General features: G+C 70.1%; 15 protein-coding genes. 4 read left to right on the forward strand and 11 right to left on the reverse strand.

Annotation, left to right across the window (positions count from 1 at the left end):
- Positions 1-17: 17 nt before the first annotated feature.
- Complete coding sequence (locus ACFXC1_RS36770; RefSeq protein WP_381251216.1) at positions 18-2,912, reverse strand: vitamin B12-dependent ribonucleotide reductase; 2,895 nt, start codon at positions 2,910-2,912, stop codon at positions 18-20.
- A 165-nt stretch (positions 2,913-3,077) separates the two neighbouring features.
- Complete coding sequence (nrdR, locus tag ACFXC1_RS36775; protein WP_381251218.1) at positions 3,078-3,629, reverse strand: transcriptional regulator NrdR; 552 nt, start codon at positions 3,627-3,629, stop codon at positions 3,078-3,080.
- Between the two features lie 565 nt (positions 3,630-4,194).
- Here nrdR and lexA point away from each other — a divergent pair.
- Positions 4,195-4,974: a transcriptional repressor LexA gene (gene lexA / locus ACFXC1_RS36780; protein WP_318019237.1), complete on the forward strand. Its 780-nt coding sequence runs from the start codon at positions 4,195-4,197 to the stop codon at positions 4,972-4,974.
- A gap of 182 nt (positions 4,975-5,156) precedes the next feature.
- Here lexA and ACFXC1_RS36785 read toward each other — a convergent pair whose 3' ends face one another.
- The 3 genes from ACFXC1_RS36785 to ACFXC1_RS36795 form a co-directional block, all read right to left on the reverse strand.
- Entirely contained in the window at positions 5,157-7,151 is a 1,995-nt protein-coding gene (locus ACFXC1_RS36785; protein WP_381251221.1) for an ATP-dependent DNA helicase, read from the reverse strand.
- 215 nt (positions 7,152-7,366) lie between these two features.
- Entirely contained in the window at positions 7,367-8,098 is a 732-nt protein-coding gene (locus tag ACFXC1_RS36790) for a GNAT family N-acetyltransferase (protein WP_381251223.1), read from the reverse strand.
- A gap of 65 nt (positions 8,099-8,163) precedes the next feature.
- Positions 8,164-10,170: an IucA/IucC family protein gene (locus tag ACFXC1_RS36795; protein ID WP_381251225.1), complete on the reverse strand. Its 2,007-nt coding sequence runs from the start codon at positions 10,168-10,170 to the stop codon at positions 8,164-8,166.
- 298 nt (positions 10,171-10,468) lie between these two features.
- Between ACFXC1_RS36795 and ACFXC1_RS36800 the strand changes: the two genes are divergently transcribed.
- Positions 10,469-11,698: a trypsin-like serine peptidase gene (locus ACFXC1_RS36800; RefSeq protein WP_381251227.1), complete on the forward strand. Its 1,230-nt coding sequence runs from the start codon at positions 10,469-10,471 to the stop codon at positions 11,696-11,698.
- Positions 11,699-11,791: 93 nt separating this feature from the next.
- Here the strand turns inward: ACFXC1_RS36800 and hflX are convergent, their stop codons facing one another.
- The 6 genes from hflX to miaA all read right to left on the reverse strand — a co-directional run bounded on the left by hflX (position 11,792) and on the right by miaA (position 19,977).
- Entirely contained in the window at positions 11,792-13,285 is a 1,494-nt protein-coding gene (gene hflX, locus ACFXC1_RS36805; RefSeq protein ID WP_381251229.1) for a GTPase HflX, read from the reverse strand.
- Positions 13,286-13,408: 123 nt separating this feature from the next.
- Positions 13,409-14,896, reverse strand: a complete 1,488-nt coding sequence (locus ACFXC1_RS36810) for a M1 family metallopeptidase (protein ID WP_381251231.1) — start codon at positions 14,894-14,896, stop codon at positions 13,409-13,411.
- 149 nt (positions 14,897-15,045) lie between these two features.
- Complete coding sequence (locus tag ACFXC1_RS36815; RefSeq protein WP_381251233.1) at positions 15,046-17,181, reverse strand: RelA/SpoT family protein; 2,136 nt, start codon at positions 17,179-17,181, stop codon at positions 15,046-15,048.
- Between the two features lie 283 nt (positions 17,182-17,464).
- The gene (gene dapF, locus ACFXC1_RS36820; RefSeq protein WP_381251235.1) at positions 17,465-18,334 is read right to left on the reverse strand and encodes a diaminopimelate epimerase; all 870 of its coding nucleotides are present in this window, start codon (positions 18,332-18,334) and stop codon (positions 17,465-17,467) included.
- A gap of 95 nt (positions 18,335-18,429) precedes the next feature.
- The gene (locus ACFXC1_RS36825) at positions 18,430-18,930 is read right to left on the reverse strand and encodes a hypothetical protein (protein WP_381251300.1); all 501 of its coding nucleotides are present in this window, start codon (positions 18,928-18,930) and stop codon (positions 18,430-18,432) included.
- Positions 18,931-19,038: 108 nt separating this feature from the next.
- Positions 19,039-19,977 (reverse strand): tRNA (adenosine(37)-N6)-dimethylallyltransferase MiaA, encoded by a 939-nt coding sequence (gene miaA, locus ACFXC1_RS36830; RefSeq protein ID WP_381251237.1) that lies wholly within the window; start codon positions 19,975-19,977, stop codon positions 19,039-19,041.
- Positions 19,978-20,159: 182 nt separating this feature from the next.
- Here miaA and ACFXC1_RS36835 point away from each other — a divergent pair, with 182 nt between their 5' ends.
- Together ACFXC1_RS36835 and ACFXC1_RS36840 are read left to right on the forward strand one after the other, a co-directional pair.
- Complete coding sequence (locus ACFXC1_RS36835; RefSeq protein ID WP_381251239.1) at positions 20,160-20,429, forward strand: hypothetical protein; 270 nt, start codon at positions 20,160-20,162, stop codon at positions 20,427-20,429.
- Positions 20,430-20,451: 22 nt separating this feature from the next.
- A complete protein-coding gene (locus tag ACFXC1_RS36840; RefSeq protein WP_381251241.1) occupies positions 20,452-20,742 on the forward strand; it encodes an antitoxin in 291 nt (96 codons plus the stop codon).
- Positions 20,743-20,885 lie beyond the last annotated feature (143 nt).

Genomic DNA, 20,885 nt, shown 5'->3' on the forward strand with positions numbered 1-20,885 from the left:
CAAACAGATGCCCTGGCTCAGCTGCACCCGCTGGTCGAACCGCACCCCTCGCAGATGTAGCAGGAACCGGCCCGCTGCATCTTCGTACCGCAGGAGAAGCAGAGCGGGGCGTCCGCCTGGATGCCCAGCTGCATCTCCACCAGTTCGGCGCTGGTGTGCGCCTGCTGCGGGGCGGGCTTGGCCGCCTCGGTCACGGCCTTCGGGGTGGCGACGGCCTTCAACTCCTGGGCACGCGGCGCCGACTGGGCCAGGCCCTCGACGTCGACCTCGTCCTCCGTCGGCTCGTACGAACCGGTCTCCAGGTGACGCTGGCGCTCCTCGGCGGAGTGGATGCCGAGCGCGGAGCGCGTCTCGAAGGGGAGGAAGTCGAGCGCCAGGCGGCGGAAGATGTAGTCGACGATCGACTGCGCCATCCGCACGTCCGGGTCGTCCGTCATGCCGGCCGGCTCGAAGCGCATGTTGGTGAACTTCGAGACGTACGTCTCCAGGGGGACGCCGTACTGCAGGCCCACGGAGACGGCGATCGAGAAGGCGTCCATCATGCCCGCGAGGGTGGAGCCCTGCTTGGACATCTTCAGGAAGACCTCGCCGAGACCGTCGTCCGGGTAGGAGTTGGCGGTCATGTAGCCCTCGGCGCCGCCGACCGTGAAGGAGGTCGTGATGCCCGGGCGGCCCTTGGGGAGACGCTTGCGGACGGGACGGTACTCGACGACCTTCTCGACCGCGGTGCGGATGGTCTCCTCGGCCTTCGCCGTGACCTCGGCCTTCTCCTTGTCCTTGGTCTTCGCGGAGAGGGGCTGGCCGACCTTGCAGTTGTCGCGGTAGATCGCGAGCGCCTTGACGCCCATCTTCCAGGCCTCGAAGTAGACCTCTTCGACGTCCTCGACGGTCGCCGTCTCCGGCAGGTTGACCGTCTTGGAGAGCGCCCCGGAGATCCAGGGCTGGATGGCGGCCATCATGCGGACGTGGCCCATCGCGGAGATGGAACGCTCGCCCATGGCGCAGTCGAACACCTCGTAGTGCTCGTGCTTGAGGCCCGGGGCGTCGATCACATTGCCGTTGTCGGCGATGTGGGCGACGATCGCCTCGATCTGCTCCTCCTGGTAGCCCATGCGACGCAGGGCCTGCGGGACGGTGCCGTTGACGATCTGCATCGAGCCGCCGCCGACCAGCTTCTTGAACTTGACCAGGGCGAGGTCGGGCTCAAGTCCGGTGGTGTCGCAGGACATCGCGAGACCGATGGTGCCGGTCGGCGCGATGACGGACGCCTGCGAGTTACGGAAACCGTTCTTCTCGCCGAGGCGCAGCACGTCCTGCCAGGACTCCGTGGCCGCGGCCCAGATGGGCGTGTCCAGGTCGTCCGCGCGCGGGGCCACGGCGTTGGCGTCGGCGTGCTGCTTCATGACGCGCAGGTGCGGCTGCTCGTTGCGGGCATAGCCGTCGTACGGGCCGACGACTGCGGCGAGTTCGGCGGAACGCTTGTACGACGTGCCGGTCATCAGGGAGGTGATGGCACCCGCGAGGGCACGGCCGCCGTCGGAGTCGTACGCGTGGCCCGTCGCCATCAGCAGGGCGCCGAGGTTGGCGTAGCCGATGCCGAGCTGGCGGAACGCGCGCGTGTTCTCTCCGATCTTCTGCGTCGGGAAGTCCGCGAAGCAGATGGAGATGTCCATCGCGGTGATGACGAGCTCGACGACCTTGGCGAAGCGCTCGACCTCGAAGGACTGGTTGCCCTTGCCGTCGTCCTTGAGGAACTTCATCAGGTTCAGCGAGGCGAGGTTGCAGGACGTGTTGTCCAGGTGCATGTACTCGCTGCACGGGTTCGAGCCGTTGATACGGCCGGACTCCGGGCACGTGTGCCACTGGTTGATGGTGTCGTCGTACTGGATGCCCGGGTCGGCGCAGGCCCAGGCGGCCTCGGCCATCTTGCGGAACAGCTCCTTGGCGTCGACCTCCTCGATGACCTCGCCGGTCATGCGGGACGTCAGGCCGAACTTGTCGCCGTTCTCGACGGCCTTCATGAACGTGTCGTTCACGCGGACCGAGTTGTTGGCGTTCTGGTACTGCACCGACGTGATGTCGTCGCCGCCCAGGTCCATGTCGAAGCCCGCGTCGCGCAGGGCGCGGATCTTCTCTTCTTCCTTGACCTTGGTCTGGATGAAGTCCTCGATGTCGGGGTGGTCGACGTCCAGGATGACCATCTTGGCCGCGCGGCGGGTGGCGCCACCGGACTTGATGGTGCCCGCGGAGGCGTCGGCACCGCGCATGAAGGAGACCGGTCCCGAGGCGTTGCCGCCGGAGGAGAGCAGTTCCTTGGAGGAGCGGATGCGGGACAGGTTCAGGCCCGCGCCCGAACCGCCCTTGAAGATCATGCCCTCTTCCTTGTACCAGTCGAGGATCGACTCCATGGAGTCGTCGACGGCCAGGATGAAGCAGGCCGAGACCTGCTGGGGCTGCGGGGTGCCCACGTTGAACCACACGGGGCTGTTGAAGCTGAAGACCTGGTGCAGGAGGGCGTACGCCAGCTCGTGCTCGAAGATCTCGGCGTCGGCGGGCGAGGCGAAGTACTTGTGGTCCTCGCCGGCCTTCCGATACGTCTTCACGATGCGGTCGATGAGCTGCTTGAGGCTCACCTCGCGCTGCGGGGTGCCCACGGCACCGCGGAAGTACTTGCTGGTGACGATGTTGACCGCGTTCACCGCCCATTCGGCGGGGAACTCGACGCCACGCTGCTCGAAATTGACCGAGCCGTCGCGCCAGTTGGTCATGACGACGTCACGACGCTCCCACTCCACCTCGTCGTACGGATGCACGCCCGGGGTGGTGTGAATACGCTCGATGCGCAGTCCCTTGGTGGTCTTGGTGCCCTTCGCGCGGGAACCTCGTGCCGGACCGCTCGCCGTCTCTGTCATGCCGCCTCCCTGTACAGGCAAAAACGCCCTGAAATGCCACGATGTTCCCGTGGCAGAGTGTTTGTCTGGTGTCACGGCAGCCCACACGCTCATGGCTCCGCGACAAGTCCTGGTCCGCCGCCGTCCGGCCGGATCCGGGGTCTCCGCCCGGTTCCGGCCCGCCGGTCAGTCGGCGGAGTGGGCGGGCACCGGGACCTGAACAGTCCCTCCGGGCCCGCCGTCGTCTTCCTGGCTCCCCGATCCCGCGTCTTCGTCGTCCGCGGCGGAGCCTGGCGTCGCTTCCCTCAGTTCCACGATCGCGGCCTCGAAGTCGTCCAACGAGTCGAACGCCCGGTAGACGGAGGCGAATCGCAGATAGGCGACGAGGTCGAGTTCCTGCAACGGGCCGAGTATGGCCAGCCCGACGTCATGGGTGGTCAGTTCGGCACTTCCGGTGGCCCGCACAGCCTCTTCGACCCGCTGGCCGAGCTGGGCAAGTGCGTCCTCGGTGACAGGCCGTCCCTGGCATGCCTTGCGCACACCGTTGATGACCTTGGTACGGCTGAAAGGCTCGGTGACTCCGGACCGCTTGACCACCATGAGCGAGCACGTCTCCACGGTCGTGAAACGACGGGAGCAGTCAGGGCACTGGCGGCGCCGGCGGATCGACGTGCCGTCGTCCGTCGTACGGCTGTCGACGACACGGCTGTCGGGGTGCCTGCAGAAGGGGCAGTGCATGATCTCCAACCCTCCCTCACAGCAGACTCAATAGCCTCGTAAGACCCCTTGGGCCTCTCGAAGCAGCCCCAAGCATAGGCGATGGCCGAGACGATGGAGACCCGGGGGACCACAACTTCTGGGCTGCTGCCGCAATCCAACCACTAGATGTGGTGATTGGCTTACACAAACACGCCGTACGCGCGTGTCGCACCCGTATTGGCATGTGCCATACGGCCATACCGTCGCCCGGAACACGCTGGCGCACACCCGTACCGCCAGGGCACTTACGGAGATACCGTGAGCGCGGTACGGAGAAGACGTGGGGCTCCCGCACAGACCCGGACCGGCCCCCGGTCGCCGGGACGCCGGGTGGCAGACTGGGGCGACAATCCGCCGGGTCACCACCCGCGCGACGAAGAGCCCCACAATGGGCCCTTTTGTCCGACAGGTGACACGTCGGCCATACACCCAGACACGTGATCGCGGCAGGCTATCCGCGTTTTTTCACTCGAACGTGTGTTTGGCGCAACCTTTCGAAAGCAACTACCGTTGTCCAGCAGGGAGAACATCGAGAGGGGCCGACGTGACCACCACCGCAGACAGTGCCACCATCACTGCCCAGGATCGCTCCCAGGGCCGACTCGAGCCGGTGCATGCAATGAACGAAACCGCGAATCCCGAGGGACACAAGCGTTCCCTCCCAGGCCGACCTCCCGGCATCCGGGCGGACAGCTCGGGACTCACGGACCGGCAGCGCCGGGTGATCGAGGTCATCAGGGACTCGGTGCAGCGACGGGGATATCCGCCGTCGATGCGCGAGATCGGCCAGGCCGTCGGCCTGTCCAGCACGTCCTCGGTCGCACACCAGCTGATGGCACTGGAGCGCAAGGGCTTCCTGCGCCGCGACCCGCACCGCCCGCGCGCGTACGAGGTCCGCGGCTCCGACCAGTCCTCGTCGGTGCAGCCCACGGACACCGCGGGCAAGCCGGCCGCGTCGTACGTCCCGCTGGTGGGCCGGATCGCCGCCGGTGGTCCGATCCTCGCCGAGGAGTCGGTCGAGGACGTCTTCCCCCTGCCCCGCCAACTGGTCGGTGACGGCGAGCTGTTCGTCCTCAAGGTCGTCGGCGACTCGATGATCGAGGCCGCGATCTGCGACGGCGACTGGGTCACCGTGCGCCGCCAGCCGGTCGCGGAGAACGGCGACATCGTGGCCGCCATGCTCGAGGGCGAGGCCACCGTCAAGCGCTTCAAGCGCGAGGACGGCCATGTCTGGCTCCTCCCGCACAACTCCGCGTACGAGCCGATCCCCGGCGACGACGCGACGATCCTCGGCAAGGTGGTGGCGGTGCTGCGGCGCGTGTGACGGCCGCGGCGGGCGGGGCCGTATCGGCCCGGCCCCCTGACCGGACCCCGGGACCCCTGCGCCGGTTCCGGGGTCCTGTGCTGTGCGGGCCCCGGTGAGAACCGGCTGGCCGCCCGCAGCCCGGTGGCGGCCAGTCCTTCGATTCGGTGTCGGCCCGCCGCTCCGGGCCGACCCGCCCCGGATCACTCCGATGCGGCCTCGGCTTCGGCTTCCTCCTGCTTCGCCTTCGCGTCGATCGCGGCCAGCGACCTCCGGGCCTGGTTGCGGTCCGTGGTGTACCAGAAGTCGGGCAGTGACGCCTTGAGGTAGCTGCCGTAGCGGGCGGTGGCCAGCCGCTGATCCAGTACGGCGACCACGCCCCGGTCTCCCGACGCCCGGACGAGACGGCCGGCGCCCTGGGCCATGAGCAGCGCGGCGTGCGTCGCGGCCACCGCCATGAAGCCGTTGCCCCCGGCGTCCTCGACCGCCTTCTGGCGGGCGCTCATCAACGGGTCGTCCGGACGCGGGAACGGGATCTTGTCCATGACGACCAACTGGCAGCTGGGGCCGGGGACATCGACGCCCTGCCAGAGCGACAGCGTGCCGAAGAGACAGGTCTTCGGGTCGGCCGCGAAGTTCTTGATCAGCTCGCCGAGCGTCTCCTCGCCCTGGAGCAGGATCGGGTACTCGGGGATGCGTGAGCGCAGCTCCTCGGCGGCGAGTTGGGCGCCCCGCATCGACGAGAAAAGGCCCAGGGTGCGACCGCCCGCCGCCTGGATCAACTCCGTCAACTCGTCCAGCATGTCGGCGCGATCGCCGTCCCGCGCGGGGCGCGACAGATGCTTGGCGACGTACAGAATGCCCTGCTTCGGATAGTCGAAGGGCGAGCCCACGTCGACACCCTTCCACTGCGGCAGGTCGTCGCCCACGGTTCCCTCGGGGGCGAGGCCCAGGGACGCTCCTACGCCGTTGAAGTCGCCGCCGAGCTTCAGCGTCGCGGAGGTGAGGGTGACCGAGCGGTCCGCGAAGAGCTTCTCCCGCAGCAGGCCCGACACGGACATGGGGGCGACACGGAGGGAGGCGCCGAAGCGGTCGTGGCGTTCGTACCAGACGACGTCCCACTCGGAGCCGTTGCTGATGCGCTCCGACACGTCGTGCACGGCCTCCACTGAGGCCAGCGCCTGCTTGCGGACCGCGTCCTCGTCCTGCACGGACTTGTCGCGGGTGGCGCCGATCGCGGAGATCACCGTACGGCAGGCGTCGCGCAGCGCCATGAGGGCGTAGCCGAGGTCCTCCGGGATCTCCTCCAGGCGGCCCGGCAGGGCGAGCTCCATGAGCCGCTCGAAGCCCTCGGCGGCGGTCTGGAGCTGGTCGGCGGCCTTCTCGTTGACCAGCTTCGCGGCGCGGCGCACCGCGCGGTTCACCTGGCCCGGGGTGAGCTCGCCGGTGGCAACTCCGGTGACCCGCGAGACCAGTTCATGGGCCTCGTCGACGATCAGCACCTCGTGCGGCGGGAGGACGGGAGCGCCCTCGATGGCGTCGATCGCGAGCAGCGCGTGGTTGGTGACAACGACCTCGGCGAGCTTGGCGCGCTCGCGGGCCGCCTCGGCGAAACACTCCGCTCCGTAGGCGCACTTCTGGGCACCCAGGCACTCGCGCGAGGAGACCGACACCTGCGCCCACGCGCGGTCGGAGACTCCGGGCGTGAGGTCGTCGCGGTCGCCGCTCTCGGTCTCGTCCCTCCAGTCGCGCAGCCGCAGCAGGTCCTGGCCCAGCTTGCTGGTCGGCGCCGCCGCCTCGAACTGGTCGAAGAGGCCGTCCTCCTCGTCCTGGGGCATGCCCTCGTGGAGTCGGTGCAGGCACAGGTAGTTCGACCTGCCCTTGAGCATCGCGAACTGGGGGCGGCGGCGCAGCAGGGGATGCAGTGCGTCGACCGTGCGCGGCAGGTCGCGCTCCGCGAGCTGGCGCTGGAGCGCGAGGGTGGCGGTGGCCACGACCACACGCTCCCCGTGCGCGAGCGCGGGCACCAGGTAGCCGAGCGACTTTCCGGTACCGGTGCCGGCCTGGACCAGCAGATGGGAGCCGTCGTCGATCGCCTCCGCGACGGCTTCGGCCATGGTCACCTGGCCGGGGCGCTCCGAACCGCCGACGGCAGTGACGGCAGCATGCAGGAGTTCGGGGAGTGAGGGCTTCGTCATAGCGCGACCAACCCTACGGGGCGGGACTGACAACCGGGCGATCACTGCTGAGGGAGGGGGTGGGTCAGGACCGGTGGGCTTTCGGATGGGGACGGGTTTCGTTCGGATGGGGATCACATGGAGATCGAGTCGGATCGGGCGGGGACGTGTTCGGGTGAGGTGGAACCGGATCGGTCCGAGCGGTGTACCAAAAGTGATGGCGTCGCCACATGGCGCTAGAGCAGATCACGCAGGGAACGGTCCCGGACCATGAGGGCGGCCCGCTTGGCAGGCAGGTCGACCTCGGCGGCGAACCGGAAACCGGCGCTCAGGAAAGCGGCTACGGAAGGGGTGTTGCGAAGGTCCGGTTCGGCGACGACGCGAGTGCAGGCGGGGCGCTTGTCGAGTACGTGGTTGGCGACTGCTCGGAGGAGGGCGCTTCCGACCCCTCGTCCCCTGTCGACGGCGTCACCGATGAGCAGGTGGATGCCGGTGTCGTGCGGTCGGGCGGGGTAGTGGCGGGCCAGGGGGTCGAGGTCCGCGCGGTAGATCTCCCAGTAGCTCATCGGGGTGTCGTCCAGCACGCCGAGGCAGGGGACGCTGCGTCCGTCGCCGGCGAGTTGGGCGCGCAGGTGTTCCTCGGTGAGCGTCCGGGGGCCGGCCAGCTCCCAGAATTCCGCGACGGCAGGGTCGTTCATCCAGCCGCTGATGAGGGGGAGGTCTCGCTCGCAAAGGACAGGCACGAGGTGAAAGAAACCCACGGGCGTACGGGTCCTCCCCCAGTCGCCGACCCGGTCGAGGAGTTCGTCGCGGGCGGTGTCCGCGTCCGCCTTGGCGCAGAGCGCGAGGAACTCATCGGGCAGGCGGAGGTGGAGGGTGTCCTCGCCGTCCGTGGCCGGGCTCCGACCGGCACTCGCGTCGGAGCCGGGGGCAGACACGGTGTCAGCACTCGCGTCGGTGGGAGGCACGGTCGCGCTCCTCTCAGGAGACGGGGTGGGTCATGTTCCTCAGCGGCGAAGGGAGTTGAGGGTGGTCAGGAATGCAGGGGGTTGGCGATGGTGACGTAGACGGACTGGGTGTCGACCGGGCCGACGAGTTCGTCGAGGCCGTGCAGTCGGGTCAGGAGGTTGGCCTTGCAGCGCAGGACGGGTGAGTCGAGCAGGCGGGTCGGCAGGGAGGTGCGCAGCCGGGCGGGGCCGGAGGCCACGTCGCGGAGGAAGCGGCGGAAGGCGGAGAGCAACAGCCCTTCGTCGGCGAGTCCTTGGGAGCCGAACGCTCCGATGAGACCGAGCACGTTGTTGATCGCGAGGTAGTAGGCGAAGCGTTCGTCGGTGACCTCGTCGGAGACGAAGGTGTCGCTGTGTTCGCCGATGCCGGGCAGCCGGGCGTCTAGCTCCGCACGCCGGGACGCGCGGAAGTAGTAGCCCTGGTTGTCGCGGTAGCGGCCCCCCGCGGGCCAGCCCGCGCCGTCCAGCAGGAGCAGGGTGTTCTGTTGGTGCGCCTCCAGGGCGATGCCCGCCTCGCCGTCCAGCCACAGCACGGGACGGACGACCTGCTCCAGGTAGCGCAGGAACCACTCGGCGGCGACGGCTTCGCGGGGCCGGCCGGTCCGCTCGGCGAGGCCGGTGACGACGTCGGCCAGCCGGGACCGCAGCGGGGGCACACCGGACGCGGAGTGGCCGGTCCGCGAACTCGCCTGCGGTCCGTCGGCGTTCGCCCTCCGCCCGGTGTACGGCCGGGGTGAGACGAGCCCGGCGACACACGAGACGTCGTCGGACGGGCTGAACGGGTTGTGCCGGATCACCACGTCGATGCCGGGCAGGGGCGCACGGGTACCGCCCGCGCTCCCTTGGCCGCGGTCGGCACCGCACCCGTCCGCCGGCTGGTCGACGGCCAGCCACGCCGGGTCGCGGACGATGTCGAAGCCCGGGTGGGCGGCCTGCCACCGCTGGGACAGGCCGCTGCGCAGCAGGCGGTGCACTTCCACGCCGCGATGGAGTTCTTTGCGGAGGTTCTCACGACGGGAGTTGGTGATGCGGAGGCCGAGGGACAGCTTGAGCATGGCGGGAGCGCCGGATCGGTGGACGGTTCGCACGGAGGACGTGGGGTGCCACGGGGTGCCGTAGGGGCCGAGGTCCTGGATCAACCCGGCGTCGAGTAGGGCCGCGATGTCGGCACGGTGTCGGAGTTCGCGCCACTGCCAGGGGTGCAGGGGCAGTGCCGCGTGTCCGTCCGGCAACGGCAGCCCGGTTCCGGCGAGTCGGGCCGTGAGGTGGGCGGCGGAGACAGGTCGGCCGCGTTCCGTCCAGGCCGAGTCGGTGGCGAGTACGGAGGGGGCGACGGCCAGCCACAGCAGTGCGAAGGAGCCTCGCGACTCCGGTGAGTACAGCCGCACTTCGGCCTCGGAGAGACCCTCTCGGCTCTTCGGGGTCGGGTGGAGCGGGTGTCCGAGGAGCAGTGCCTGTTCGGCGGAGAGGAAGAGGTCGGAGCCGTCGGCCGGGTGCGCGCGGCGGTCGGTGAGGAAGGTGACGGTATGCCGGAGGGAGTCGGCCACGCGGGCCACCAGATCGGTACCGGTGTCGGGCGTCGCCGCAGCTGCCACCGCCGCCTCCCGTGCGGAGTCGCCGTCGCGCGCGGCCGTCTCCCTGGCGAGCAGCGCCGCGACCGTCACCGCGTCGGCCGGTGGCGCGCCATGCGGAGCGTTGGACAGGTACGGAGGGCCGAAGCGGTGCCCGCCCGTCGGGGACCAGTAGCGGACCTGGGCGTGCAGGGCCGTGCCGCTGGCGGGGAGGGGAATGCGGAGGGTGCCGTCGTGAGGGTCGGGGAGGTTCGTCTCGCGCACCCAGCAGCGCAGCAGGTTCTCGACGGCCGCGGCCTGGGCGGCCGTTGCGGGGTCCGGATGCTCCAGGAGGTCGGCGTCCGTGCCCCGGGGCCCGCTCGTCTCCGGGCTGCGCGGCTGCTGCCGGGGAACGGACTCGGTCGACGCCACTGCCAGAGGGTGCGGGCGGGGGTGGCTGTCAGAGGTGGATGTGGGGTTCAAGACTGTTCCTCGGGATGTGAGATCTCGCGTCGCCCCGGGCACAGCGGACCACGCGCCGAACAGCAGCCCCCTCCGCCCCTGTCGAAGCCAACTCCCGTACCGCCCAACGGGTTACGGGTTGCTTCAAGATCCTTGCCGTAGCGAAACCGTTGCCGTTCCGTCGGAAGTCCCCCACAGCGAGCGCATAGTGTGTGATGCCGTTCCCGAAGGTCGTGAGTTCGGCGTGAACTCACCATGAGTTCCGGCTGAGATCACAGCCGTGGCGCACCATCCGTTCACTCCAGGGGGAGTCAAGACCATGCGATCGATACGGCCGTCCTTCACCACCCGGCGTGGGAGGGGTGCGCGTCGCGGAACCACCCCCGTGCTGGCCGCCGTTGCTCTGGCCTCGGCGCTCGCGCTCACCGCGACCGCCTGCGGCTCCGGTGACACCAAGGCGGACGGCCAGTCCACCGCGTCGGCGACCAGCGGTGACACCGGCGACGGCAAGATCAAGATCCCGGACGACATCAAGAACAAGCTCAAAGAGCACGGGATCGACATCGACAAGTGGAAGCACGGCGCCTGGAAGAACTGGAACAAGGACGACTGGCTGCGCGAGGCCAACGACTACATCAACCCGATCATCGAGGGGCTGTGGAGTTCCGGCCGGATGCGGGACGCCAACGACCCGGACAAGGGTGTCGACACCAACGACATCTCCGGTGACCAGGGCGTGACCGACCCGACGCCCGCGGTGGTGGACGCGAAGGCCGTGTCGCCTACGTACCACGCCAACGCGGCGACGGCGGGCAAGGTGTTCTTCGACGCCCCCGAAGGCACGATGGTCTGCTCGGCGACGGTCGTGGAGGACCCGGCGCACCCGGGCAAGTCCAACCTGGTGTGGACGGCGGGCCATTGCGTGCACGCGGGCAAGAAGGGCGGCTGGTACCGCAACCTCGCGTTCGTGCCGTCGTACAACAACTCGGGTATGACGACGGCCCAGCTGGAGACGGCCACCCGGGCCCAGGTCGCTCCGTACGGTGTCTGGTGGGCCGACTGGGCGCAGACCTCGCAGCAGTGGATCGACCAGGGCGGCGAGACGGGCGGGCAGGGCTCGTCGTACGACTACGCCGTGATCCATGTGACGCCCGAGAAGGGCAGCGGGGGCAAGTCCCTCGAGGAGACGGTCGGTTCGGCGCTCCCGGTGAACTTCAACGCGCCCGCCGTGCCGAAGGTGTCGAGCATCACGGCGACCGGCTACCCGGCGGCGAAGCCGTACGACGGTTCGACGCTGTACCAGTGCGCGGACAAGCCGGGGCGGCTGTCGATCAACGCCTCGGACCCGACGATGTACCGCATCGGCTGCAGCATGACCGGTGGTTCGTCCGGCGGCGGCTGGGTGGAGACGGGCACGGACGGCAAGCCGGCGCTGGTGTCCAACACCTCGATCGGCCCGGTGACTTCGGGCTGGCTGGCGGGTCCGCGGCTGGGCGATGTGGCCAAGGGTGTGTACGACTCGGTCAGCAAGAAGTTCGCGGGGCAGTAGACACGGCCGAGGCTCGCCCCTGGTGATCCGGGGCGAGCCTCAGGACGTGCTGTGCCATGGCCGTCGGGCCGGCGACGTGCTGTGCTACGACCGTCAGGCCAGCGGTGCCGGGACGTACGGCGCGAGTTCCGCCGCCAGTTCCTCGTGCACCCGCACCTTGAGCTGGGTGCCCTCCGGGGTGTGCTCCTCGGAGATCACCTCGCCCTCGGAGTGGGCGCGGGCGACCAGCTTGCCGTGGGTGTACGGCACAAGCGCCTCGATCTCGACCGAGGGGCGCGGCAGCTCGTTGTCGATGAGCGCGAGCAGCTCCTCGATGCCCTGGCCGGTGCGGGCCGAGACGGCGATGGACCGCTTCTCGTTCCGCATCAGCCGCTGGAGCGTCAACGGGTCGGCCGCGTCAGCCTTGTTGATGATCACGATCTCGGGCACCTTCGTGGCGCCGACATCCCGGATCACTTCGCGCACGGCGGCCAGCTGCTCCTCCGGGACCGGGTGCGAACCGTCCACCACGTGCAGGATCAGATCGGCGTCGCCGACCTCCTCCATCGTGGAGCGGAAGGCCTCGACCAAGTGGTGCGGCAGGTGCCGGACGAATCCGACGGTGTCGACCAGCGTGTAGAGCCGTCCGCCCGGGGTCTCGGCCCGGCGCACGGTCGGGTCGAGGGTCGCGAACAGCGCGTTCTCGACCAGTACGCCCGCGCCCGTGAGGCGGTTGAGCAGGGAGGACTTGCCGGCGTTGGTGTAACCGGCGATCGCTACCGAGGGCACCTTGTGGCGACGGCGCTCCTGGCGCTTGATGTCGCGGCCGGTCTTCATGTCCGCGATCTCCCGGCGCATCTTCGCCATCTTCTCGCGGATACGGCGCCGGTCCGTCTCGATCTTGGTCTCACCGGGACCACGCGTGGCGAGGCCGCCGCCCGAGCCGCCGCCCATCTGACGGGACAGCGACTGACCCCAGCCGCGCAGCCTCGGCAGCATGTACTGCATCTGCGCGAGCGCGACCTGCGCCTTGCCCTCCCGGGACTTGGCGTGCTGGGCGAAGATGTCGAGGATCAGGGCCGTACGGTCGATGACCTTGACCTTGACGACGTCTTCGAGGTGGATCAGCTGGCCCGGGCTCAGCTCACCGTCGCAGATGACGGTGTCTGCGCCGGTCTCCAGGACGATGTCCCGCAGTTCGTTGGCCTTCCCGGAGCCGATGTACGTGGCCGCGTCCGGCTTGTCGCGGCGCTGGACGACACCGTCGAGCACGAGCGCGCCGGCGGTCTCCGCGAGGGCGGCCAGCTCGGCGAGCGAGTTGTCCGCGTCCTGTGCCGTACCCGTGGTCCAGACGCCGACGAGTACGACGCGCTCCAGGCGGAGCTGTCGGTACTCGACCTCGGTGACGTCCTCGAGCTCGGTGGAGAGGCCCGCGACGCGGCGCAGGGCCGCGCGCTCGGATCGGTCGAACTGGTCGCCGTCCCGGTCTCCGTCGATCTCGTGGCTCCAGGCGACGTCCTCTTCCATCAGGGCATCGGCCCGAAGACCTTCGGGGTAGGTGTGCGCGAAGCGCTCAGTGTCCTGGGAAGGGGAAGAAGAGGAGGTCATTGGGTCCTTACGTCGATGGGAGTCCTGCAATTGTCTCAACGTGCGAGTGCCCCCGGAGATTCCCGGTGAACCGCGCCGCCGACCCGACGATGGTCGCACGGCGCGGATCGCCACGTCACGGCCTTATTTCGCGGGTGCCTGCGACGTCCAGTCCGGGTGACCGGGCATCGGCGGGGTCTTCGCGCCGTAGAGCCAGGCCTTGAAGAAGTCGCTCAGGTCGCGGCCGGAGATCGCGGAGGCGAGGTCCTCGAAGTCGGCGGTGGTGGCCGTGCCGTCCTGGTGGACGCTCACCCAGGTGCGCTCCAGGCGCTCGAAGGCGGGGCGGCCGATCTCCTGGCGCAGGGCGTAGAGCACCAGGGCGGCACCGTCGTAGACGTTGGGACGGAAGATGCTGATCTTGTGGCCGGGCGCGGGTGCCTTGGGGAGTGCGGGCGGTCCGCCGGCGGCGCGCCAGCCGTCGGAGGCGCCGTAGGCGGCCTTCATCCGCGTCTCCATGGGCCTGCCGGCCTTCTCCTCCGCGTACAGCTCCTCGTACCAGGTGGCGTGTCCCTCGTTGAGCCACAGGTCGGACCAGGTACGGGGGCTGACGCTGTCGCCGAACCACTGGTGGGACAGCTCGTGCACCATGATCGACTCGACGTACCACTTGGGGTAGGCGGGCTCGGTGAAGAGATCTCTCTCGAAGAGAGAGATCGTCTGGGTCTCGAGTTCGAAGCCGGTGGACGCGTCGGCCATGAGCAGGCCGTACGTCTCGAAGGGGTAGCGGCCGACCTTGCTCTCCATCCAGGCGATCTGGTCGGGGGTCTTCTTGAGCCACGGTTCGAGCTGCTTGGCGTCCGCGGCGGGCACGACGTCGCGCATCGGCAGGTCGTGCGGTCCGGTGCGGTGCAGTACGGCGGAGCGGCCGATGGACACCTGGGCGAGTTCGGTGGCCATGGGGTGCTGGGTGCGGTACGTCCAGGTGGTGTTCGCGCCGTCCTTGTCGACGCCGGCCGGCAGTCCGTTGGCGACGGCCGTGTAGGCGTTGGGCGCGGTGACCCGGATGGTGAACATCGCCTTGTCCGAGGGATGGTCGTTGCACGGGAACACCAGGTGCGCGGCATCGGCCTGGTTGGCCATCGCGAGCCCGTCCTTGGTGCGCACCCAGCCGCCGTCCTGGCCCTCGGCGGAGACGGGGTCGCTGGTGTGCCGCACGGTGATCCGCGTCCAACTCCCCTGGGGCAGCGGCTTCTCCGGCGTCACCACCAGGTCCTCGCCGGCGCTGGCAAAGGCGGCCGGCCGCCCGTCGACCTCGACCGAGTCCACGGTGCCGTGCGCGAAGTCGAGATTGATCCGGTCCAGGGACTCCGTGGTCCACGCGTCGATGGTGGTGACGGCCTGGAGGGGCTTGCTGTTGGTGCCGGGATAGGTGAAGGAGAGGTCGTACGACGCCACGTCGTAGCCCGGGTTGCCCAGGTCCGGGAAGAGGCGGTCCCCGACGCCCAGGGGCGTGGGCGGGGCGCCCGCGGCGACGAGGCAGACGGACACGGCGGAGGCGAGCAGGGCCGCCTTCAGCCGTCGGGGAGCCCTGGTACCGGCCCCAGGGGTGGCGGTGCGGGGGGTGAGCAGCATGGACCACCGCTACCAGCGCGCGCGTACCGCACGCCGACGACTCGCGCCCGGCCCACTCGAACGAGGTCTTCCGGGGGCCTACGGGGCGTCGGCCACGCCGGAGCGCGCGCCTCCTGGGGAGCGCGGGGGGGCGCGTTCCTGCCCCAGGCTCAGAAGGCCGTCGTGTGGTGCTGCGCCCTACTCACGTCGTAGACGCCCGGCACATTGCGCATCGCCCGCATGAGGGCCGGAAGGTGCGCCGCGTCCGGGAGTTGGAGCGTGTAGGTGTGGCGGACGCGCTGTTGGCTCGGGGGTTCGACCGTCGCCGAGACGATCTCGGCGCCCTCCAGAGCCATGGCCTCGGTGAGATCGGCCAGCAGATGGGGGCGGCCGAACGATTCGGCTACCAGCGTGACCCGGCACTCGGTGGTGTCGCCCCAGCGCACACCGACCTCCGCGCGCCCCACGCTCTTCATGTGCGCCACCGCGCTGCACTCGACGCGGTGGACGGTCACGACCCCGCCGCGCACCGAGAATCCGGTGACCTCGTCGGGCGGTACGGGCGTGCAGCAGCCGGCGAGCCGTACGGTCGCGCCGGGCTGGTCCACGAGGGGGGTGGCGGGGTTGCTGGTGGGGGCGCCTTCGGCCGCAGGGGGCGCCGATCGGACACTCTGCGCTCCCTCGTCCGTGCCGGCGTCCGCTTCGTCGCCGCGCCCCGGATGCGCCGCGAGCCAGCGTTGGATGGCGATCCGGGCGGCGGGGGTGTGCGCGTGCTCCAGCCACTCCCTGGAGGGCTCGGAGGCCGGGTCCTGGCCCATGAGGGGCTGGACGGTGTCGCCGTCCCGCAGAACCGTGCTGAGGGTCGCCAGACGGCCGTTGACGCGGGCGCCGATGCAGGCGTGGGCGTCCTCGCCGTACTGCGCGTACGCGGCGTCCACACAGGTCGCGCCCTCGGGCAGGCCCAGCGTGCCGCCGTCGGGCCGGAACACGGTGATCTCGCGGTCCTGGGCGAGGTCCTCGCGGAGCGTCGACCAGAAGGTGTCGGGGTCGGGCGCGCCCTCCTGCCAGTCGAGGAGCCGGGAGAGCCAGCCGGGCCGGGTGGGGTCGGCGCGCTCCCCGTCGCTCGCGGCCTGTTGCTCCTCCGAAGGAGGAGCGTAGGGATTGCCGAGCGCGATGACGCCGGCCTCGGCGACCTTGTGCATCTGGTGGGTGCGGATGAGGACTTCGACGACCTGGCCGTCCGTGTGGGCGACGGCGGTGTGCAGCGACTGGTAGAGGTTGAACTTCGGTACGGCGATGAAGTCCTTGAACTCCGAGACGACGGGCTTCAGGCAGGTGTGCAGTTCGCCGAGGACGCCGTAACAGTCCGCGTCCTCGTTGACGAGCACCAGGAGGCGGCCGAAGTCGGCGCCGCGCAGCCTGCCGCGCTTGCGGGCGACGCGGTGCACGGAGACGAAGTGCCGTGGCCTGATGAGGACTTCGGCCTGGATGTCGGCGTCGCGCAGGACGCTGCGCACCTCGTCGGTGACCTCGGCCAGCGGGTCGTCCACACGGGAGGCGTTGTCGACGATCAACTCGCGTGTGTGGTCGTACTCCTCGGGGTGGAGGATCGCGAAGACCAGGTCTTCCAGTTCGGTCTTGAGCGCCTGTACGCCGAGCCGCTCGGCGAGCGGGATGAGGACGTCCCTGGTGACCTTGGCGATACGGGCCTGCTTCTCGGGGCGCATCACGCCCAGGGTGCGCATGTTGTGCAGCCGGTCGGCGAGTTTGATCGACATCACGCGGACGTCGCTGCCGGTGGCGACGAGCATCTTGCGGAAGGTCTCGGGCTCGGCCGCGGCGCCGTAGTCGACCTTCTCCAACTTCGTGACGCCGTCGACGAGATAGCGCACCTCTGCGCCGAACTCCTCGCCGACCTGATCGAGTGTCACCTCGGTGTCCTCGACGGTGTCGTGGAGCAGAGAGGCCGTCAACGTCGTGGTCTCGGCGCCGAGTTCGGCGAGGATCAGGGTCACGGCGAGGGGGTGCGTGATGTACGGCTCGCCGCTCTTGCGCATCTGGCCCCGGTGCGAGGACTCCGCCAGGACCCAGGCGCGGCGCAGCGGTTCGAGGTCGGCGTCGGGATAGTGGGCGCGGTGCGCCTCGGCGACATGGCCGATGGCGTCGGGCAGCCGGTCACGCGCGGCGGGACCGAGCAGGGCGGCCCGGCCGAGCCGGCGCAGGTCGATCCGGGGGCGGGCCTTCCTGCGGGGCGCTGTGTTGGTCACAGGGCCTGGGCTCGCAGGGTTCGTGGCCTCCGCACTCATGGGCACCTCCGGCTGCTTGACCGGCGGACGGGTGCCCCATGGCGTACTCGGCTCAGGGGATCTTCGATCCCCCGTCCGGGCCGGTGCTTGATGCTACCGAGCCCACCACGTGCGACTGACCGCCTCTCGCCGAGCGTGAAACGGATCACCCATTCGAGCGAAGGTCGGGAGGTTTACGGTTTTGCGCCACGCTCTCCCGGGCCGGCCGTGCTTTCCGGCCCGCCCGGCCGCCGGAGACTTCGGATCATGGCCTCCTGGGCGGCCGAGGCTGCGAATCACCCGTTCAGCGGATGGCGTTTTCCAGCCACTCGGCATCGATCTCGCCCTCGGCGACGATCACCGCGGGACCGGTCATCTCGATCCGGCCGTCGGGCCACTCGGTGATCACCAGCGTTCCCCCGGGTACGTCGACGGTGTAGGTCGCCCGCGTTCCGGTGACGGCCGGGTCGGCACCGTCGCGCCGGGCGGCCGCCACGGCGACCGCGCACGCGCCCGTGCCGCACGAGCGGGTCTCGCCCGCGCCGCGCTCGTGTACCCGCGTGGCCACGTGACCGGGACCCCGGTCGACGACGAACTCGACGTTGACACCCTGCGGGTAGGCCCCGGCCGGGCTGAAGGGCGGCGGCGAGTACAGGTCGCCGGCGTGCGCGAGGTCGTCGACGAAGGCGACCGCGTGCGGGTTGCCCATGTTCACGTTCCGCGCGGGCCAGCTGCGCTCGCCGACGCTCACCATGACGTCCCCTTCGGGGAGGAGCGCCTTGCCCATGCCGACCGTGACGTCACCGTCCTTGGCGAGGTGGACGGTCTTGACTCCCCCGCGCGTGGCGACCGCGATGTCCCCTGCGGCCACATGTCCGGCGCGCTGGAGATAGCGCGCGAACACCCGCACTCCGTTGCCGCACATCTCGGAGACCGAGCCGTCGCCGTTGCGGTAGTCCATGAACCACTCCGCCTCGGCCGCCATGTCCCGCGCCTCGGGGTGCGTGGCGGACCGCACGACATGCAGCAGTCCGTCGCCGCCGATGCCCGCGCGGCGGTCGCACAGGGCGGCCACGGCGGCCGGAGGGAGGTCGATGACGTTCTCGGGGTCCGGGACGATCACGAAGTCGTTCTCGGTGCCGTGCCCCTTGAGGAAGGCGATCCGCGTGCTCATTCCTCGATCGTACGGGGTGGCTACGACATCCCGACGAGCAGTTGTGACCGACCTCGACGGCCGACCTCCATGAGTGCCGCGACCGGCCTCGTCGGCTAACGGAGCCTGGCCACGCGCCACACGGCGAGGACCACGACCACGGCCACCATCAGGGCGTAGGCGATGACGACCCGCCAGTCCGGGCGGCGTCCGGAGCCGCGCTGCGGGAAGCCGGGCCAGGTGTGGCCGACGCGGCGGGCCGCGGTCATGCCCCAACCGGCCGCGCAGGAGCAGATGAGCAGGCCCAGCATGGCGATCACGGCCCCGCTGTCGCCGAAGTCGAAGGCGAGCGGGAAGGCGAACATCAGGGAGCCGACGGCGGCCAGGGCCACGATGGGGGCGAGCTGCCAGATGCGCAGCCGACGCTGCGGGCGCAGCTCGACCTCGACCTCGGGTCCCGCGTACATCTCGTCGGGCCCGGGACCGTCGGCGGTCACGCCGCCCTGGATCTCGTCCGGGCCGTCCGGGCTCAGTCGGCCGTCGACCTCTTCCGGTTCACCACGGTCCGCGGTGACCTGCTCAGCGCCTTCTGCGGTGTCGCGAGGGCCGGCCTCCATCGCCACGCGCCCTCCCAACTCGGACTCCACTTGGTCGATCGAAGCTCGATGATGGCACGCCCCCGGAGGCCGCAACGGCGGCCGGAGCGTCCCGATGCCATGACGTGATCAGGCTGTGACCGGTCGTTCGACCAACGCCAGTGCCAGGTGCGGAAGTTCTGTGAGATCGGCCGCAGCCCCACTCAACCAGTGCACCCGAGGATCGCGTCTGAACCACGAATCCTGACGGCGCGCGAAGCGCTTGGTGGCCCGCACGGTCTCCGCGCGCGCCTCCTCTTCCGTGCACTCCCCCGCGAGCGCCGCGAGCACCTGCTGATAGCCGAGCGCACGGGACGCGGTGACCCCCTCGCGCAGGCCCCTCGCCTCCAGCTCCCGCACCTCGTCGACGAGCCCCGCGCTCCACATCCGGTCGACCCGGCGCGCGATGCGCTCGTCGAGCTCGGGGCGGCCCACGTCGACGCCGATCTGGACGGTGTCGTAGACCGAGTCGTGGCCCGGGAGGTTGGCGGTGAAGGGCTTGCCGGTGATCTCGATGACCTCCAGGGCGCGGACGATACGGCGGCCGTTGCTGGGCAGGATCGCGTGCGCGGCCCCGGGGTCGGCGGCGGCCAGGCGGGCGTGCAGGGCTCCGGAGCCACGCAGTGTGAGCTCCTCCTCCAGGCGGGCCCGGACCTCGGGGTCGGTGCCGGGGAACTCCAGGTTGTCGACGGCCCCGCGCACGTACAGCCCGGAGCCGCCGACCAGGATCGGCCAGCGGCCCGCGGCGAGCAGGGCGTCGATGTGCTCGCGGGCGAGGCGCTGGTACTCGGCGACGGACGCCGTGACGGTCACGTCCCAGATGTCCAGGAGGTGGTGCGGGATGCCGCCGCGCTCCTCGGGCGTCAGCTTGGCGGTGCCGATGTCCATCCCTCGGTAGAGCTGCATGGAGTCGGCGTTGACGACCTCGCCACCTAGACGCTGGGCCAGGAAGACGCCCAGATCGGACTTTCCGGCCGCGGTCGGTCCGACGACGGCGATGACTCGGGGGGCGGGGGGTGCGCTGCTCACGTCCACAGTCTCCCAAACGCCGGACCCCGCCTCGAACGAGTTACGTGACGGCACCCGTGTGGCGTCGTTGCCCGTTTCGAGATGTCCCGCCGCCGGTTTCTGGAGGCGGCGCCCCGGGTGACGCAAACGGACGCACCGGGCTACGCGGGATTTCGCCCGCACGAGTAACGTATGGAGTGGATATGGGCGTTTTTGACCGACTTCTTCGGAGGTCGAAGGCTACGGAGGACGCGTCGACCGCCGACACGCAGGCCGGCGCGGAGACGGCCGAGGACGTCACGGCTGAAGCGGCGGACGAGGTGTCGGAGACCGAGGCGGGGGCAGGCGCTCAGGAAGCGGCGGAGACGACGGCGACGGAGGCCGTCGGGGCCGCGGAGGGCGTCGAGATCCCCAAGCAGCAGTCCGCCGAAGAGGCCGCCGACAACGAAGCCGGTGAAGGCGCCCGCACATAACCGCCCGCGTGAAAGGTGAACCATGGGTCTGATGGACAGTTTGAAGGCCAAATTCGCCCCGGCGAAGGACAAGGTCTCGGGCCTCGCTCAGCAGCACGGAGGCAAGATCGAGAGCGGTCTCGACAAGGCCGCGAAGATGGTCGACGAGAAGACCAAGGGCAAGTACAGCGACAAGATCCAGACGGGCACGGGCAAGGCCAAGGACGCCATGGACCGCCTCGCGCACAAGGACGGCACGGGGAGCGCGGGAAGCGCGGGGACGGAGCGCGGCGGCACGACCGCGCCGCCGGACTCGCCCCCGCCGGCCACCTGACCGGCACCCGCACACCGATCGGCGGACGGCCGCGGAGCCCAAGCGGCCCCCCCCCGGGGGCCCGGGGCGGGGGGGCCCCGGGGGAGGGCGGACCCCCCAGCGGGGAGGGCACCCCCCCCCCCCCACCCCGCGCCCGCCCCCCA

Source organism: Streptomyces hokutonensis, assembly GCF_042751305.1.
In the GTDB taxonomy this organism is placed as follows: Bacteria; Actinomycetota; Actinomycetes; order Streptomycetales; family Streptomycetaceae; genus Streptomyces; species Streptomyces hokutonensis_A.